This is a genomic window from Enterobacter sp. Cy-643, from assembly GCF_011752815.1.
Taxonomy (GTDB): Bacteria; Pseudomonadota; Gammaproteobacteria; order Enterobacterales; family Enterobacteriaceae; genus Cedecea.
The window spans coordinates 393,416-408,912 of record NZ_VWWV01000001.1 but is presented as its reverse complement, the minus strand read 5'-3'; the positions used below and the strand labels follow the sequence as shown (position 1 = coordinate 408,912).

Genomic DNA, 15,497 nt, shown 5'->3' with positions numbered 1-15,497 from the left:
TTCAGGGGCCAACGTCAGCCTGGCGTTTTTCAGGTCGAGAATCAGGAATCACAATGTCCATAACCCGAAAGCGGCGAAGTACCGGTAAGGTGACGCTTGCAGATGTGGCTCAGCTCGCCGGAGTTGGTACCATGACCGTTTCGCGTGCGCTAAGAACCCCGGAGCAGGTTTCCGACAAATTACGCGAAAAAATCGAAGCGGCAGTTTCCGAGCTGGGTTACATGCCCAACCTTGCGGCAAGCGCGCTGGCCTCAGCCTCCTCGTACACCATTGCGATGGTGGTCCCAAGCCTGGCGGAATCCGGCTGCAGTGAAATGTTTGCCGGCCTGCAACAGGTACTGCAGCCTGCGGGGTATCAGATAGTCCTGGCGGAATCCCAGCACCGGCTTGAGCAGGAGGAGAAGCTACTGGAAACCCTGCTGGCGTCCAATATTGCCGCGGCTATTCTACTGAGCGTGGAACACAGTGACACAGTGCGGGGCTGGCTGAAACACGCCAGCATCCCCGTGCTCGAAATAGGCGCCACCCGCGCCGATCCGCTGGACATGAACATCGGCATTGATAACGTCGCCGCCATGTTTGAACTGACGGAAATGCTCATCCACCGCGGCTATCAGAACATCGGGCTCCTGTGCGCGAATCAGGAACAATGGATTTTCCAGCAGCACCTTCAGGGCTGGTACAAAGCAATGCTGCGCCATCATATGTCGCCCAACAGAGTGATCAACGCGGCGGCCCCGCCTACTTTCTCCACCGGGGCCGCACAGCTACCCGAGTTTTTACTGGCCTGGCCTGAGCTGGATGCGCTGGTCTGCGTGTCGGATGAGCTGGCCTGCGGCGCGCTGTACGAATGCCAGCGCAGGCGCATCAAAGTTCCTGACGATCTGGCCATCGTCGGGTTTGGCGACAGCGACGTAAGCCGCGTGTGCCAGCCTGCGCTGACCACCATTGCGGTACCGCATCGTAAGATTGGGATTGAAGCCGGGCGGGCGCTATTGGCAAGAATTAACGAAGAAGAATGGGACAGAAGCCCGACTATCGCGTCATCGCTTTGTATGCGGGACAGCTGCTGATTTTCCCTCACCCTGGTCCCCTCCTTGTGAAAAGAGGATCGGGGTGAGGGCAAACAATTACTCGCTTTCTTCGCTTTGCGACTCGTTTTTGGCGTTGCGGGTCATCCACAGCGCCAGCGCCTTCAGCGAATCAGGGGTAAATTCGTCGCAGCGCGCGGTGATCTCTTCCGGGGACATCCAGCTTACTTCGCTGACCTCTTCTTCCTGCAGCGCGAAAGGCCCGTGGGAAACGCAGCTAAAGAGTCCGCCCCAAACGCGGCAGCTATCGTCTTCGAAGTAGAACTGCCCGTGCTCCGCGAACGGTACGCCGGCAATGCCCAACTCTTCTTCCGCCTCGCGGCGAGCCGACTCGAGCATTTGTTCATCCGCCTGCACGACGCCGCCTGCGGTGGCATCCAGCATGCCCGGCATGAAGTCTTTAATTTCGGTGCGACGCTGCACCAGAATTTTGCCCATACCATCGTGAACAACAATATAGGTCGCGCGATGACGCAGCCGCTGCGCACGCATTTGCTCGCGGCTCGCCTGTGCGATGACCTCATTGTCCTCATTAACAATATCTACCCATTCCGTGCCGACAAAATGACTCTGTTCCACCATCAGGGAAACCTTATTCAGGGGCGCTCTTACGGCGCGTTATTGGATTAGCCTGCCAACGTTACGGGGTAATACGCACCTGTGCAATAACCCCATCACTCTCCAGCGTGCGAACGGTCAGAACGCCATCATCCAGCATCCCGTAGCTGGCCTCAAAACCGCCCTTCGGTATGCTGACAGAGCCTGGATTAAACAAATAGATCTGTTCGTGCTTTTCTGCAACCGGAAGATGCGTATGGCCGAAAATCAGAACATCGCCAGCGGAAAGCGGCGGTAAATGCCCCGGATGATAAAGATGCCCGTGGGTCAGAAAAAGCCGCTGCTGTGCCAGCAAAACCTGCTGCCAGGGTGCGGTAATCGGAAACTGGAGCAGCATCTGATCCACTTCGCTGTCGCAGTTTCCGCGCACCGCGATAATCTTATCGGCAACGCTATTCAGGCACTGCGCCACCGCCGAAGGATTGTAGCCTTCAGGCAACGCGTTTCGCGGTCCGTGATTCAGTAAGTCGCCCAGAATAACCAGCCATTGCGCGCCGCTGTTCGCGAAACGTTCCAGAACATTTTCCGTGGCGGGTAGCGAACCGTGAAGGTCCGAGGCAAACATCAGTTTCATTTATCCCTGGCTCCAGTAATGACAATCCGCCAATGATAACGAATTCCCTGCCCGCTATCAGCCTGCGTTTTTGGCCGACTGCGCCAGCCAAAGCTGCACCGACGCGCGCTGCCACTGGAAGCCGGCATATTCTTTCAATCGCTCAGGCACGTCATCCCCGTTCAGAATCAGACGGTTGAGCATCAGCGCCAGGTCGGTGTCGGCGATAGACCATTCGCCAAATAAATTTTGCTGCCCTGCCGGGAGCAAATGCTCTGCGGTAGCGATTAACTTCTCTGCAGCCTGAAGGCCTGCCGGGCTTAGCGCCGGTTTCTTCTCACCGGCAAAGACCACGGCAGTAGAACGCTCTTCCCGAATGGGCATTAAGTCGCTGCGCAACCACGCCTGCACCTGCCGCGCCCGGGCGCGTTTTTCAATATCGTGAGGATAAATACGCTCCCACGTCGGCGGGGCAAAACGCTCCTCCAGATACTCATCAATCGCGGAGGATTCACTGAGCACAAAATCCCCGACGGCCAGCACCGGCACGCGGCGAGTGAGATCAAAACCTTTCCAGCCTGGCTTTAAATTCTGGCCGCTGGCGAGGTCGACAGTTTGTAGAGAAAAGGCGAGCCCTTTTTCTTTCAGCGCAACAAAAACGGAAAGCACATAGGGGCTAAAACACTGGCTATCGGTCCACAACGTAATGGCAGGCTGGCTCATCATATCCTCACTTATTCCCACGACAGGTTATTGAACATAGGGCGAAAAAAGCGTTTTGTCATCCGGTTAAAACGCACCATTGCGGTGCAGAAATAGCAAATACTTCTATACTCGAAACATTTGCCAAAATGGACTAACCCCTGGAGTGACCATGATCGAACTTTATTATGCGCCTACCCCAAACGGCCATAAAATAACCCTGTTTCTGGAAGAGGCTGGCCTGGAGTACAAGATCCACCGGGTCGATATCGGCAAAGGCGAACAGTTTCGCCCGGATTTCCTGGCTATCTCGCCGAATAACAAAATTCCTGCCATCGTCGATAACAAACCGGCCGACGGCGGCGAGCCTATAAGCCTCTTTGAGTCCGGCGAAATTTTGCTTTATCTGGCGGATAAAACCGGGTTGCTCCTCAGCAAAGAACTGCGCGCCCGCCATGCCACGCTGCAGTGGCTTTTCTGGCAGGTCGGCGGCTTCGGCCCGATGCTGGGCCAGAATCACCATTTTAACCACTTTGCTCCGCAGCCTGTCCCTTATGCTATCGAGCGCTATCAGGTTGAAACTCAGCGCCTTTACGGCGTGCTCAACAAACAGCTGGAGAAAGCCCCGTGGCTTGGCGGCCACGATTACAGCATTGCGGACATCGCGACTTATCCCTGGGTGGTGTCCCATGAGCGCCAGCGCGTTGACCTCGCCAATTTCCCGGCGGTAAGGAACTGGTTTGAGCGGATCCGCACTCGGCCTGCCACCGTGAAGGCTTATCAGCGGGCGGAGAAGGCGTAATCCCCGGTTCAGGTTTTTTCCCGCGCTGGTGTATCCTGTGGTGGGAAAAGACTAATAAGGAACCTGCAATGTCATCCATGCAACCAGACGCCATTATTCGCATTAAAAACCTGCGCCTGCGGACTTTTATTGGTATCAAAGAAGAAGAGATCGCCAACCGGCAGGATATCGTGATTAACGTCGCTCTCCACTACCCTGCGGGCAAAGCCAGGGAGAGTGAAGACATCAACGACGCGCTGAATTACCGCACCGTGACCAAAGACATCATCCAGCTGGTTGAGAATAACCGCTTCTCCCTGCTGGAGAAATTAACTCAGGATGTGCTGAACATCGCATGCGCCCACCCGTGGGTGACATATGCTGAAGTAGAGATCGATAAACTTCACGCGCTCCGCTATGCCGACTCGGTATCCATGACCCTGAGCTGGCGGCGATAAGCGCGTCCAGGTGGGAGGAAAGTATGGAGATCCTGATTACCGGCGGCAGCGGGCTGATTGGCCGCCACCTGACAGCTCGCCTGCTTGAGCTGGGCCATACTGTTTCGGTCGTCACACGTTCGCCGGAAAAGGCCCGCAAGCGGCTGAATAATCGCGTCGTACTGCTCAAAGGGTTAGAGGGCTTACAGAATCTCGACGCCTTTGACGCGGTCATCAACCTGGCCGGAGAGCCGATTGCCGATAAACGCTGGAGCGAGGAGCAAAAGCAGCGCCTGTGCCAGAGCCGCTGGCAAATCACCGAGCGGCTGGTCGAGCTGTTTAAAGCCAGCCAGCAGCCGCCCAAAGTTTTCATTTCCGGTTCAGCCACCGGCTATTACGGCGATCTTGGCGAAGTGGTCGTCACCGAAGACGAGCCTCCCCACAATGAATTTACCCACAAGCTTTGCGCCCGCTGGGAGCAAATCGCCTGCGGCGCGCAAAGTGAAAAGACGCGAGTTTGCCTGCTACGTACCGGCGTTGTTTTAGCCCCCAAAGGCGGAATTCTGGCCAAAATGCTGCCGCTGTTCAAGCTGGGGCTGGGCGGCCCCATCGGTAATGGCAGGCAGTATCTGGCGTGGATCCACGTCGACGATATGGTGAACGGCATTCTCTGGCTGCTGGATAATGATCTCCGCGGGCCGTTTAATCTGGTTTCCCCTTATCCCGTTCGCAACGAACAGTTTTCCCATGCTCTCGGCCATGCCCTCAAGCGCCCGGCGATACTTCGCGCTCCGGCCACGGCCATTCGTCTTCTGATGGGGGAATCTTCGGTGTTAGTGCTCGGCGGGCAGCGGGCGCTGCCTAAACGCCTTGAGGAATCCGGCTTTGGCTTCCGCTGGTTTGATTTAGATGAAGCTCTGGCGGATGTGATTCGCTAACGGCAAAAAGCCGGGCTTATCCCCGGCTTTTCATTTTACTGCTCTACAGCGTTCATTTCCCCCGCGCCAGCTTTATTCTTCACGCGTTTCGGCTGCGGAACTTTGATAATAAACGTCAGCACGCCCGCGAAGAGATACAGCCCGGTATAAGCCCAAACGACGCCCACAATGTCGAAGAACGGCAGGATCAGTGACGCAATAGCCGGTGCCACAAAGTTGCTCATTCCCGCCGACAGGTTATAGATAGAAATAGCCGCGCCACGGTGGTGCGGCTCCAGGGTTGGAAATACCGCCGTCATCGGCACAAACGCCGCGACAAAGGTGCCGAGCATAACCGCCGGGATCAGCGCCACCCAGAAGTTATGCCCCACCCACACCGGCAGGTAATAAAACGTCAGGCTGGAAATGGCCATGCCTAAACAGCCGAACCAGCGTACCTGGCGGATCCAGCCGATGTACTCCCCCATAATGCCCCAAAAAATATTGGTGAAAATGGTCACAAAGAAGAACACCGCCCAGATTTGCAGCCATTCAGAAATCGTGAAGCCGAGGCGGTCAACAAACAGCAGCGGCATCACTATCGCGAAGCCAAACAGCGACAGCGTGTTAATAATGCGGATAAGACAGGCGTAAAATACGTCGCGGTTGCTGAACAGAATGGTCACCGCCCGCGACATCTCCGTCATTTTCTCTTTCAGCGGCAAATTAACCCGCGAACGATCAACCGGCACATTACGCAGGCTGAAGAAGGCGATAAGCCCCCCGCCCGTTACCCAGGCAATGGCCATCCACAGCGTCCCCGTTTCGCCAAATGCCGGAATAGTCAGGCTCGGCAGATAGCTCCCCACCACGCCGATGCCGATAGAGTACATCGCCCAGAACCAGCCCGTTGCCGCCGCCAGTCTTTCGCGCGGCACTACCTGCACCAGCATCAGCATAAAGGAGTAGATAAACAGCGGATAAGCCAGGCCGCGAATGCCGTAGAACAGCAGCATCAGCGGATAGTTACGCATCCCGAGGCCAAGCGTCATAAACAATGCGTGCATCACGACCCAGGTCACAAAACCAATCAGCATTGCTTTTTGCGGGGTGATAAGCTCAGCGACTACGCCGGAAGCCCAGGCCGCCAGACCTGCCGCAAGGCCATACAGAGTAAACACCATCGCCGATTCCGCGGGCGTAAAGCCCATGTCGGTAATGTGTTTAGACAAAAACGCCATCTCGAAACCATCGCCGCTCATAAAAATAGCGATGGCGACAAATCCCCACAGCAGATGTTTAGGTAAACCAAACCAGTAGTGTTTAGATTGCATCACACGCTTCCTCGTTCACGGGTACAGGGGTTTCCGGCGGCAGAGAGGCCGCAGGAAGGGCCGTCAGGGCAGCAGCTTACGAGCGGCTTTTTGTTGTTGGTAAAGCAGATGGAACACGGACAACCGCTGCTGCAGCACGCTTTGCAGGCTTTTACGCGGCGTGAAACGCTGTTGAACAGGAGGCTTGCGGCAAACAACTTCTTCTACGCCGCCATCGGCCAACCAGCCAAGGCGAGCAGCACCGAGCGCTCCGGAGGAACTCGCCGGATGGGTCACAATCGGCACATCCAGCACGTCGGCAATCAGCTGCGCCCAGATAGCGCTCCGCGCCCCTCCGCCGGTCAGGCTGCATTGGGTAATCTGGCTGCGGGACGTCTCCAGCACCGCCATGCCGTCCGCCAGGCCAAAGGTCACGCCCTCAATCACCGAATACCCCAGTAAGGCACGACTGGTTTCATGGTTGAGCGCGAAGAAACTCCCCATGGCGTGAGCATCGTTATGCGGCGTGCGCTCCCCTGACAGATAAGGCAGGAAAACAGGCGCATGTTTTTTCTGCTCGTCGCTCAACTCGGCCATTTCCTCCATAAGCTGGCTTTCGGTGACCGACAGCAGATTGCACACCCAGCGCAGGCAGCTGGCGGCGCTGAGCATCACGCTCATCTGGTGCCAGCGCTGAGGTAGAGCGTGGCAAAAAGCATGCACGCCGGATTCAGGACGGGTTTGCAGCTCGTCGTTTACCACGAAGATAACGCCAGACGTGCCGAGCGAAATAAACGCATCGCCGCTGTTCACCGCGCCAACGCCCACTGCCGAGGTAGCATTATCGCCACCGCCGCCGGCGATGTTGACGCCGGAGCTAAGCCCCCACTCGGTCGCCAGGGCGGAACGTAAAACGGCGCTGACTTCGCTGCCCTCTACCAGGCGCGGCATCTGGCTGCGGGTTAGTCCGGTCGCCGCCAGCAGTTTGTCTGACCAGTCACGTTTTGCCACGTCCAGCCACAGCGTTCCAGCGGCGTCGGACGGGTCAGAAACGAACGCGCCGCTCAGCCGCCAGCGCAGGTAGTCTTTCGGCAGCAGCACCTTATCCACGCGGGAAAAGATTTCCGGCTCGTGCTCCGCCACCCAGCGAAGCTTCGGGGCGGTAAAGCCGGGCATCACCAGGTTGCCGCTAATGGTCAGAAATTCAGGATGTTCTGCCGTGAGCCGAGCGCATTGTTCGGCGCTGCGCGTGTCGTTCCACAGAATGCAGGGGCGCAGCACGTTTTCCTGGTCGTCCAGCAGCACCGCACCGTGCATCTGCCCGGACAAGCCAATAGCGCGAATTCTCGCCCAGGCATCAGGCATTTGCTGACGCAGCGTAGAGACCACCTGCTGCGTCGCCTGCCACCAGGCCTCAGGATCCTGCTCCGCCCAGTGCGGATGCGGGCGCTGAACGGTTAAAGCCGCGTGAGCAGAGCCTAAAATTTCGCCCTGCCCGTCAATCAGCAAAGCCTTTAGTTCAGAGGTGCCAATATCAATGCCAAGATACATAGCGCCTCCTTAAGCTGCTGCCAAAGGCGATTGCGGAGACTTGATCCACGCCTCAAGGCGAGTGACCGTCCGCGCCATCAGCTCATGGAAAGCGGAGGAATGCGCGAGTTCAGCAAACAACGTTTCGTCGCTGACAAAGGCTTTAAGCGGCTCAGGTGCGCTGAATACAGCCCGAATCGCGTCGTCCTGCATGACGCCATCCTGGTACTCGTAAGGCAGCTGACCTTGCGCCCAGCGCTGCAGGAAGAGGAAGAACAGTGCGGGCAGAACCGCCGTTGCCGCAGGCTCCTCACCTCGCTGATAGCACTCAATCAGCGTCGGGGTAATAAAGCCTGGGATCTTGGACAGGCCGTCGGCCGCCACGCGCTGGTTGGTGTCTTTGATATAGGGATTGCTAAAGCGGGCCAGCACCACATCCCGATACTCAGCCAGTTCCAACGGGCTTGGCGACAGCGAAGGAATAACATCCTCCGTGACGTAGTCCCATGCCATCTGCCTAATCGGCTGCTGCACGGTGCTTTCATCGATGTAGTTCAGCCCGGTCAGCGTCCCCGCCCAGGCAATACAGCTGTGGCTGGCGTTCAGAATGCGGATTTTTGCCTCTTCATACGGCAGCACCGATTTCACCATTTCGACGCCAACGTTCTCAAGCGGCGGGCGGCCGTTGATAAAGTCGTCCTCGATAACCCACTGAATAAAAGACTCCCCCATCACCGGCACCTTATCGTCGAACCCCGTCGCCGCTTTCACCCGCGGAGCAATGTCTGCCGTAGGACGAGGGGTAATACGGTCAACCATGGTGTTAGGCGACACAGTGTGGGTGGTTACCCAGTCAAACAGCGCGTGGTCGCCCTTCGCCTTCAGGAACGACAGAAAGCCGTGGCGGAAGCGTTCGCCGTTGTGGCGCAGGTTATCGCAGTTCAGTAGCGTGACTGGCTCACCGCCGTTGCTCATACGCCGATGCAGAATGCGGCTGAGCGCGCCGTAAAGCGTGGTCATGCCCCCGGCAAGATCGGCTTTAACATCCGGCTGATTAACGTCCAGCTCGTGCTGCGGCGTGAGGTAGTAACCGGCTTCGGTGACGGTGAAGGCGATCACACGGGTCGACGCCCTGGCTCCCTCTTCAACCAGGGCAGTAATCTCTTTATCCCACGGCAGCACTTTGCGGATAGAGGCAATCTTTTCGTAGGCACGCTCGCCCTCCGGCGTAACGGTTTCCAGCACGTATTCGCCACCCTGCGCAGTCAGTTGACTCAGCAGCTCGCCGGCATCATCGCGGATATTGCCCAGCGAAATACTCCAGCCGTCATCGCCCTGCTCGCGCAGCTGATTGAGATACCACGCCTGATGGGCACGGTGGAAAGAGCCTGCGCCAATATGCATCCATACCGATTTCGTCGTCATGATTCACCTCAGAATTAAGCATTTGTCATTTTTATGGGCATTTGCCCGTTTGTTGTAGTCTAGTTGCGGCAGGTGCCGTCTTTCTGAGATCAAACTCACACAGACAACATTTGCCCACAAAAATGACTTTTGCCCAATTACCAACGAAACGCGTGCGGAGTAGAATGCGTTTCAAAGAGTCATAAGGTGTCGCCATGAGCAGAGAAGAGAAAAAACAAGAGCAAGCCGCACGCGTTGCCTGGATGTATTACGTGGCGGGTATGACGCAGCAGGATATTGCCCGCGAACTGGGCATTTCCCGTCAGGTCGCTCAGCGGCTGGTTTCTTCCGCACGCGAGCAGGGTATGGTAACGGTGAAAATCGCCCATCCGGTCGCCCGCTGCCTGAAGCTGGCGCAGCAAGTCCAGGCGCGTTTCGGCCTGGAAATCTGCCGCGTGGTGCCTTCGGAAGGATTGGATGACGAAGCTATCCAGCAGATGCTGGCGGTAGAAGGTGCCGAAGTGATGTCACAGTTTATCGCTGACGAGCAGCCGCAGGTTTTCGGCATCGGCTCCGGGAAAACGCTGCGCTCAATCATCGACGTGCTGCCGTGGATCGAACGCCCGCAGCACCACTGCGTCTCAATGATTGGGGCGATTGCGCGCGATGACTCAGGTACGCGCTATGACATGCCGCTAAAAATGGCGGAAAAAATGCAGGGCAAATATTATTTCATCCCCGCCCCTCTGTACGCCGACAGCGAAGAAGACCGCGACATGTGGTGCCGGCATAAAGTGTACCAGCGAGTAACCGACCGGGCGCTGGCGGCCAATGTCGCGTTTCTCGGCGTTGGCGAGGTGGACATCGGCTGCCCGCTGAACGCCGAGGGTTTTATTACCGACGAGCAGGTCAACATGCTGCACCGCCAGGGCGTTGCCGGTGAAATGCTGGGGCATTTCTTTGACCACGGTGGCCAGCGCGTTTACAGCGAGCTGGATGCTTTGCTGACCAGCGTGCCGCTGCAAAGCGATAACCCGCGTAAGATCATCGCTTTTTCCGGTGGAGCGCGAAAATTTGCCGCCATCAAAGCAGCATTGACCGGTCGCTGGATGTCAGGCCTGGTGACGGATGAGAGTACGGCGGTAAGGTTGTTGGCTGAGAAGTGAGGCGTTTTTCACCCTCACCCCGGCCCTCTCCCTGAGGGAGAGGGGGAAAACAGCTGACGTGGAATCATGTTTATTCCCTCTCCCCTTGGGAGAGGGTTAGGGTGAGGGGTTACTTCAGCGATCCAGAAAGGAACTGCTGCAGGCGGGCGCTTTTTGGGCTGCCAAACAGTTCGGCGGGCGGCCCTTCCTCTTCAATGCGGCCCTGATGCAGGAAGATAACGTGGCTGGAAACATGCCGGGCAAAGTCCATCTCATGGGTGACCACCACCATGGTTTTCCCCTCTTCCGCCAGCTTCTGCATAATGCGCAGGACTTCCCCCACCAGCTCCGGATCAAGCGCTGAAGTAGGCTCGTCAAACAGCAGCACTTCCGGCTCCATCGCCAGCGCGCGGGCAATGGAAACGCGCTGCTGCTGGCCACCGGACAGATGCACCGGGTATTTAACGTACTGACGCTCGTCGATGCCGACTTTGGCCAGGTATTTAATCGCCCGCTCTTTCGATTCCTGTTTACTCAAACCCAGCACCTGAATAGGCGCTTCCATCACGTTTTCCAGCACCGTCATGTGGCTCCACAGGTTAAAGTGCTGGAACACCATCGTCAGGCGAGTGCGCAGCAGCCGCAGCTGGTTTTTGTCGGCGACTTTGAGCTGGCCGTCTTTATCCCGCACCAGATTGATGTTCTGGTTGCTGACCACAATCGTGCCTTCGCTCGGTTTTTCAAGGAAGTTTATACAACGCAAAAAGGTACTTTTGCCTGAGCCAGATGAACCGATAATACTGATCACATCCCCGGCGTTAGCCTTCAGAGACACCCCTTTGAGCACTTCATGTTCGCCGTAGCGTTTGTGCAAATCCGTTACGTTTAGTTTAATTTCAGCCATCAGAAGTCACTCAGTGCGAAGCGGGTTTAACGTGCTGCAGCCAGCGTTTTTCCGCTTTGCGGAACAGGCTTATCAGCACATAAGAGATAATCAAATACAGCACGGCCGCGATGCCAAACGCGGTAAACGGCTGGTAGGTTGCGGAGTTGATATCACGGGCAATCTTGAGCAGATCCGGCACCGTGGCGGTAAACGCCAGCGCCGTAGAGTGCAGCATCAGGATCACTTCGTTGCTGTAGGCCGGCAGCGCAATACGCAGCGCGGAAGGCAGAATAATACAGCGGTACATTTTCACTTTTGAGAAGCCGTAAGCGCGCGCCGCTTCAATATCACCGTGCGGGACAGAGCGGATGGCACCGGCAAAAATCTCCGTGGTGTAGGCGCAGGTATTCAGCGTCAGCGCCAGCACGGTACAGTTCAGGCCGCTGCGGAAGAACGCGTTCAGCAGCTCCGTCCCTTTGACTATCTCCAGCGTGTACATCCCGGAATAGAACACCAACAACTGCACGTATAGCGGCGTACCGCGAAAAATGTAGGTAAAAAGCCAGATCGGGAACGAAATAAACTTGTTGCTGGACACGCGCCCGATGGCGAGGAACAGCGCCAGAATCCCGCCCATGACCACGGACGTAATCAGCAGCCACAGCGTAATGGCAACGCCCGTAAAGCGGTAACCGTCAGTCCACAGCAGCGACTGCCAGTAATCGTGAATAATATCGATCATAGCTCGGCCCTCTTCACGCCAACGGAATAGCGGCGTTCAAGCCAGAGCAGCACTCCGTTTGAAACCGTGGTAAAGACCAGGTAGATAATCCCGGCGACAATCGCGAAGTAGAACGGCTGCCAGGTGCTTTTCCCGGCGAGCTGCGTGGCTTTCACCACATCCTCCAGGCCAAGCAGAGAAACCAGCGCGGTGGCTTTGAGGATAACCTGCCAGTTGTTACCTATGCCCGGCAGCGCGTAGCGCATCATGGCCGGGAACAGAATACGGCGGAAAGTTTGTGACCCGGTAAAGCCAAAAGCGGTGGCCGCCTCAATATGGCCCTTCGGCACGGCAAGATAGGCCCCACGGAAGGTTTCGGTGAAATAAGCCCCGTAAATAAAACCCAGCGTGATGATCCCGGCAATCATTGGGTCGATATCAAACTGCGCCATTCCAAGCGCATCTGTAATGCTGTTGAGCAGCATCTGCAGCCCGTAGAAAATTAACAGCATCAGCACCAGGTCAGGCACGCCGCGAATCAGCGTGGTGTAGCCTTCAAACAGCAAAGCGAGCGGGCGATTTTTGGACAGTTTTGCGCCGGCACCGGCAAGCCCAATCAGCACGGAAAGGACAACCGAGGCGAGCGCCAGCTCAAGCGTAACCAGAGCCCCTTTGAAAATTACTTCGGAAAAGCCATACAACATGGTGCGTATCCTGTCGTCAGTGTTTGCTGCTTATTGGGCCCCGTCTGACGCGGGGCCTTTGTCACCGGTAAGGCTTATTCACCATACACATTAAAATCAAAGTACGGCTTCGCTAACTTGTCGTAAGTGCCGTCTTTACGCATCTCTGCGAACGCCTTGTTCAGCGCCTCACGCAGTTCGTTATCTTCTTTACGCAGTCCCATGCCGGTACCCACGCCAAACAGCTTGTCATCTTTGATGGACGGGCCACCGAACTGATAGTTTTTGCCCACCGGCTGCTTCAGGAAGCCTTCGCTGGCGGCGACTTCATCCTGGAACGCGGCGTCAATACGCCCGGCGGCCAGGTCAGCGTAGATCGAGTCCTGCCCCTGGTAGGAGACAATCTCAATGCCTTTTGGCGCCCAATGCTCATTGCCGTAGGTTTCCTGCGTGGTGCCCTGCAGCACGCCGACGCGCTTGCCTTTCAGCGACTCAAGGGTCGGCTGAATCGGGGAACCTTTGGCCACCACCAGACGAGAATCCGCCGCGTACAACTTGTCGGTAAACGCGATTTCCTGCTGACGTTTTTCGGTGATGGACAGGGAAGACATGATGGCGTCGATCTTCTTCGCTTTCAGCGAGGGGATCAGCGCGTCCAATGGGTTTTCAACGAAGGTACATTGGGTGTTAATGCGCTTGCAGAGTTCTTTCGCCAAATCGATATCAAAGCCGATCAGCTGGCCCTGAGCATTTTTGGATTCAAATGGCGCATAGGTTGGGTCCGTGCCAATCCGCAGATTTTTCGGAATAGCGGCGAATGCTGTGGTCACGCTGGAAAACGCCAGCACCAGAGAAAGAGACAAAACCAGCTTTTTCATAATTATCCTCAATAGACTGTCCGTTACTTAAGGCTCACGCCCACTACAAACAGGGAAAACCTACGCAACACGCTGCGAATACACAGCTTTCGCACCATAAAGGTGCAGCCGGAACGGGGCTGCACTCTGCATAGTTATCCTGCCCGGTTAAGAATATATTCAAAACCGGGCTACATACCAGGGATAAACTTATTCGCCGTAAACATTAAAGTCGAAGTACTTTTTCGCCAGTTTGTCGTAAGTGCCGTCTTTACGTATTTCAGCCAGCGCTTTGTCGAACGCGGCTTTCAGCTCGGTGTCATCTTTACGCAGGCCGATACCGGTTCCATCGCCGAAGTATTTCTTGTCCTTCACGGACGGGCCAGCAAAGGCATAGTCTTTCCCGGCCGGCTGTTTCAGGAAGCCTTCGCTCCCGGCAACTTCGTCCTGGAAGGCCGCATCAAGGCGCCCTGCCGCCAGGTCAGAGTAGATCAAATCCTGGTTGGCGTAGGCCACCACATCGACACCTTTCGGGCGCCATTCAGCGTTGCCGTAGGTCTCCTGAATAGAGCCCTGCAGCACCCCAACGTGCTTGCCTTTCAGCGATTCGAGCGTCGGTTGAATCGGGGAGCCTTTGGCCGCAATCAGGCGCGAATCCGCCGCGTAAAGTTTGTTGGAGAAAAGAATCTCCTGCTGGCGTTTTTCGGTGATCGACAGAGACGAGATAATGGCGTCAATTTTCTTCGCTTTCAGCGACGGGATCAGGGAGTCAAAGTCGCTGCCAACCCAAGTACATTTGGTCTGAATGCGCTTGCAAAGTTCGTTACCCAGATCGATATCAAACCCAACAAAATCGCCTTTCGCGTCTTTCGAAGAGAATGGCGCGTAGGTCGCATCGGTACCAATGCGGACGTTTTGCGGAATCGCTGCAAACACGCTGGCTGCGCTGGACAGACCGAGCAGTAAAGACAGTGCAAGAACCGACTTCTTCATACGATACCCTCAAGTTTGGCTTTCTTATTTGTGATGTCTTGTTGTGTGGTAATGCCTTTGCATACGGAGAGTTGCAGTTCTCATGCCACTTTTCCCTGCGTGGGGAAAAGCCGCTGGTTATGTTAATAAAACGTTGCAACTTCGCGCTAGTTTGAAAGATAGCAGGTCTGGGAAGCGGGCATAGAGGGGAAAGCGGTTTTCGTGGATTAAATCTTCTAAAAGCGATCGGCGTTACAGAATTGCCCCATTATGAGGCAATCATTTTGTGATGCACTGCATTAGTGCATCACTTGTGCTCACCCCAGCGCACAAAGAGGTCTTCAGGCAGGGCCAGGTCAAACTGATCCAATACCCGGTTTACCGTCTGGTCAATAATGTCCTGCAGGGTTTGTGGGCGATGATAGAACGCGGGGACCGGCGGCATGATCACCGCGCCCAGCTCGGAGGCCTGGGTCATCAGGCGCAGGTGGCCGAGGTGCAGCGGCGTTTCACGAATACACAGCACCAGCGGGCGACGCTCTTTCAGCACCACATCCGCCGCGCGGGTCAGCAGCCCGTCCGTATAGCTGTGCACGATGCCGGAGAGCGTTTTGATTGAACACGGCAGCACTGCCATGCCCATGGTCTTAAACGAGCCGGAAGAGATGCTGGCGGCGATATCCCGTGAGTCGTGCACAACATCCGCCAGGGCCTGCACATCACGCAGCGAGTAATCGGTTTCCAGCGCCAGCGTCTGGCGCGCCGCATTGCTCATCACCAGGTGGCTTTCCACCTCCGGCAGCTGCTGGAGGATCTGCAGTAAACGCACCCCGTAAATGGCGCCGCTTGCGCCGGAAATACCGACAATCAGTCGTTTCATTCATCAC

General features: G+C 56.3%; 17 protein-coding genes. 5 read left to right on the top strand and 12 right to left on the bottom strand.

All coding sequences use genetic code 11. The features are described from left to right. Nucleotides 1-53: 53 nt before the first annotated feature. Nucleotides 54-1,073, top strand: coding sequence for a LacI family DNA-binding transcriptional regulator (locus F3J29_RS01965; RefSeq protein WP_166862592.1), 1,020 nt, complete (start codon nucleotides 54-56; stop codon nucleotides 1,071-1,073). A 57-nt stretch (nucleotides 1,074-1,130) separates the two neighbouring features. Here F3J29_RS01965 and yfcD read toward each other — a convergent pair whose 3' ends face one another. The 3 genes from yfcD to yfcF are packed head-to-tail and all read right to left on the bottom strand — an operon-like array spanning nucleotide 1,131 to nucleotide 2,985. Continuing rightward, nucleotides 1,131-1,673: an NUDIX hydrolase YfcD gene (gene yfcD, locus F3J29_RS01960; protein WP_039305105.1), complete on the bottom strand. Its 543-nt coding sequence runs from the start codon at nucleotides 1,671-1,673 to the stop codon at nucleotides 1,131-1,133. 58 nt (nucleotides 1,674-1,731) lie between these two features. Next, the gene (yfcE, locus tag F3J29_RS01955; RefSeq protein ID WP_166862590.1) at nucleotides 1,732-2,283 is read right to left on the bottom strand and encodes a phosphodiesterase; all 552 of its coding nucleotides are present in this window, start codon (nucleotides 2,281-2,283) and stop codon (nucleotides 1,732-1,734) included. A 57-nt stretch (nucleotides 2,284-2,340) separates the two neighbouring features. Continuing rightward, nucleotides 2,341-2,985, bottom strand: a complete 645-nt coding sequence (gene yfcF / locus F3J29_RS01950; RefSeq protein WP_166864858.1) for a glutathione transferase — start codon at nucleotides 2,983-2,985, stop codon at nucleotides 2,341-2,343. 151 nt (nucleotides 2,986-3,136) lie between these two features. On the opposite strand from yfcF, the gene yfcG reads away from it, so the two are divergent. From yfcG to F3J29_RS01935, 3 genes are all read left to right on the top strand, one after another. Then, nucleotides 3,137-3,766 carry a GSH-dependent disulfide bond oxidoreductase gene (gene yfcG / locus F3J29_RS01945; RefSeq protein WP_166862588.1) on the top strand — a complete coding sequence of 210 codons (630 nt, stop codon included), beginning with the start codon at nucleotides 3,137-3,139 and terminating at the stop codon, nucleotides 3,764-3,766. A gap of 77 nt (nucleotides 3,767-3,843) precedes the next feature. Next, complete coding sequence (gene folX / locus F3J29_RS01940) at nucleotides 3,844-4,203, top strand: dihydroneopterin triphosphate 2'-epimerase (protein WP_205246678.1); 360 nt, start codon at nucleotides 3,844-3,846, stop codon at nucleotides 4,201-4,203. 23 nt (nucleotides 4,204-4,226) lie between these two features. Further along, nucleotides 4,227-5,120, top strand: coding sequence for a TIGR01777 family oxidoreductase (locus F3J29_RS01935; protein WP_166862585.1), 894 nt, complete (start codon nucleotides 4,227-4,229; stop codon nucleotides 5,118-5,120). A 35-nt stretch (nucleotides 5,121-5,155) separates the two neighbouring features. On the opposite strand, the gene F3J29_RS01930 is transcribed toward F3J29_RS01935, so the two are convergent. The 3 genes from F3J29_RS01930 to dalD all read right to left on the bottom strand — a co-directional run bounded on the left by F3J29_RS01930 (nucleotide 5,156) and on the right by dalD (nucleotide 9,367). After that, complete coding sequence (locus F3J29_RS01930) at nucleotides 5,156-6,433, bottom strand: MFS transporter (protein ID WP_166862583.1); 1,278 nt, start codon at nucleotides 6,431-6,433, stop codon at nucleotides 5,156-5,158. A gap of 63 nt (nucleotides 6,434-6,496) precedes the next feature. Beyond that, entirely contained in the window at nucleotides 6,497-7,963 is a 1,467-nt protein-coding gene (xylB, locus tag F3J29_RS01925; RefSeq protein WP_166862581.1) for a xylulokinase, read from the bottom strand. Between the two features lie 9 nt (nucleotides 7,964-7,972). Next, nucleotides 7,973-9,367, bottom strand: a complete 1,395-nt coding sequence (dalD, locus tag F3J29_RS01920) for a D-arabinitol 4-dehydrogenase (protein WP_166862579.1) — start codon at nucleotides 9,365-9,367, stop codon at nucleotides 7,973-7,975. Nucleotides 9,368-9,561: 194 nt separating this feature from the next. On the opposite strand from dalD, the gene F3J29_RS01915 reads away from it, so the two are divergent. Beyond that, nucleotides 9,562-10,512 (top strand): sugar-binding transcriptional regulator, encoded by a 951-nt coding sequence (locus tag F3J29_RS01915; protein WP_166862577.1) that lies wholly within the window; start codon nucleotides 9,562-9,564, stop codon nucleotides 10,510-10,512. A 109-nt stretch (nucleotides 10,513-10,621) separates the two neighbouring features. On the opposite strand, the gene hisP is transcribed toward F3J29_RS01915, so the two are convergent. The 6 genes from hisP to F3J29_RS01885 form a co-directional block, all read right to left on the bottom strand. After that, a complete protein-coding gene (gene hisP / locus F3J29_RS01910; protein ID WP_008459737.1) occupies nucleotides 10,622-11,395 on the bottom strand; it encodes a histidine ABC transporter ATP-binding protein HisP in 774 nt (257 codons plus the stop codon). Nucleotides 11,396-11,405: 10 nt separating this feature from the next. Next, entirely contained in the window at nucleotides 11,406-12,119 is a 714-nt protein-coding gene (locus tag F3J29_RS01905) for an ABC transporter permease (RefSeq protein WP_039295564.1), read from the bottom strand. Beyond that, nucleotides 12,116-12,802 (bottom strand): histidine ABC transporter permease HisQ, encoded by a 687-nt coding sequence (locus F3J29_RS01900; protein ID WP_008459735.1) that lies wholly within the window; start codon nucleotides 12,800-12,802, stop codon nucleotides 12,116-12,118. Before F3J29_RS01900 ends, F3J29_RS01905 begins: the two co-directional genes overlap by 4 nt. Before the next feature lie 74 nt (nucleotides 12,803-12,876). Beyond that, nucleotides 12,877-13,659, bottom strand: a complete 783-nt coding sequence (gene hisJ, locus F3J29_RS01895; RefSeq protein ID WP_166862575.1) for a histidine ABC transporter substrate-binding protein HisJ — start codon at nucleotides 13,657-13,659, stop codon at nucleotides 12,877-12,879. A gap of 189 nt (nucleotides 13,660-13,848) precedes the next feature. Next, nucleotides 13,849-14,631, bottom strand: coding sequence for a lysine/arginine/ornithine ABC transporter substrate-binding protein ArgT (argT, locus tag F3J29_RS01890; protein ID WP_166862572.1), 783 nt, complete (start codon nucleotides 14,629-14,631; stop codon nucleotides 13,849-13,851). A 286-nt stretch (nucleotides 14,632-14,917) separates the two neighbouring features. Then, the gene (locus F3J29_RS01885; protein ID WP_166862570.1) at nucleotides 14,918-15,490 is read right to left on the bottom strand and encodes a UbiX family flavin prenyltransferase; all 573 of its coding nucleotides are present in this window, start codon (nucleotides 15,488-15,490) and stop codon (nucleotides 14,918-14,920) included. Between the last annotated feature and the right edge of the window lie 7 nt (nucleotides 15,491-15,497).

Coding starts and splice junctions, on each gene's coding strand:
- yfcG (WP_166862588.1), top strand. CDS start 3,137: ATGATCGAACTTTATTATGCGCCTACCCCAAACGGCCATAAAATAACC.
- argT (WP_166862572.1), bottom strand. CDS start 14,631: ATGAAGAAGTCGGTTCTTGCACTGTCTTTACTGCTCGGTCTGTCCAGC.
- yfcE (WP_166862590.1), bottom strand. CDS start 2,283: ATGAAACTGATGTTTGCCTCGGACCTTCACGGTTCGCTACCCGCCACG.
- folX (WP_205246678.1), top strand. CDS start 3,844: ATGCAACCAGACGCCATTATTCGCATTAAAAACCTGCGCCTGCGGACT.
- yfcD (WP_039305105.1), bottom strand. CDS start 1,673: ATGGTGGAACAGAGTCATTTTGTCGGCACGGAATGGGTAGATATTGTT.
- F3J29_RS01905 (WP_039295564.1), bottom strand. CDS start 12,119: ATGATCGATATTATTCACGATTACTGGCAGTCGCTGCTGTGGACTGAC.
- F3J29_RS01900 (WP_008459735.1), bottom strand. CDS start 12,802: ATGTTGTATGGCTTTTCCGAAGTAATTTTCAAAGGGGCTCTGGTTACG.
- F3J29_RS01930 (WP_166862583.1), bottom strand. CDS start 6,433: ATGCAATCTAAACACTACTGGTTTGGTTTACCTAAACATCTGCTGTGG.
- hisJ (WP_166862575.1), bottom strand. CDS start 13,659: ATGAAAAAGCTGGTTTTGTCTCTTTCTCTGGTGCTGGCGTTTTCCAGC.
- dalD (WP_166862579.1), bottom strand. CDS start 9,367: ATGACGACGAAATCGGTATGGATGCATATTGGCGCAGGCTCTTTCCAC.
- hisP (WP_008459737.1), bottom strand. CDS start 11,395: ATGGCTGAAATTAAACTAAACGTAACGGATTTGCACAAACGCTACGGC.
- F3J29_RS01935 (WP_166862585.1), top strand. CDS start 4,227: ATGGAGATCCTGATTACCGGCGGCAGCGGGCTGATTGGCCGCCACCTG.
- F3J29_RS01965 (WP_166862592.1), top strand. CDS start 54: ATGTCCATAACCCGAAAGCGGCGAAGTACCGGTAAGGTGACGCTTGCA.
- yfcF (WP_166864858.1), bottom strand. CDS start 2,985: ATGAGCCAGCCTGCCATTACGTTGTGGACCGATAGCCAGTGTTTTAGC.
- F3J29_RS01915 (WP_166862577.1), top strand. CDS start 9,562: ATGAGCAGAGAAGAGAAAAAACAAGAGCAAGCCGCACGCGTTGCCTGG.
- xylB (WP_166862581.1), bottom strand. CDS start 7,963: ATGTATCTTGGCATTGATATTGGCACCTCTGAACTAAAGGCTTTGCTG.
- F3J29_RS01885 (WP_166862570.1), bottom strand. CDS start 15,490: ATGAAACGACTGATTGTCGGTATTTCCGGCGCAAGCGGCGCCATTTAC.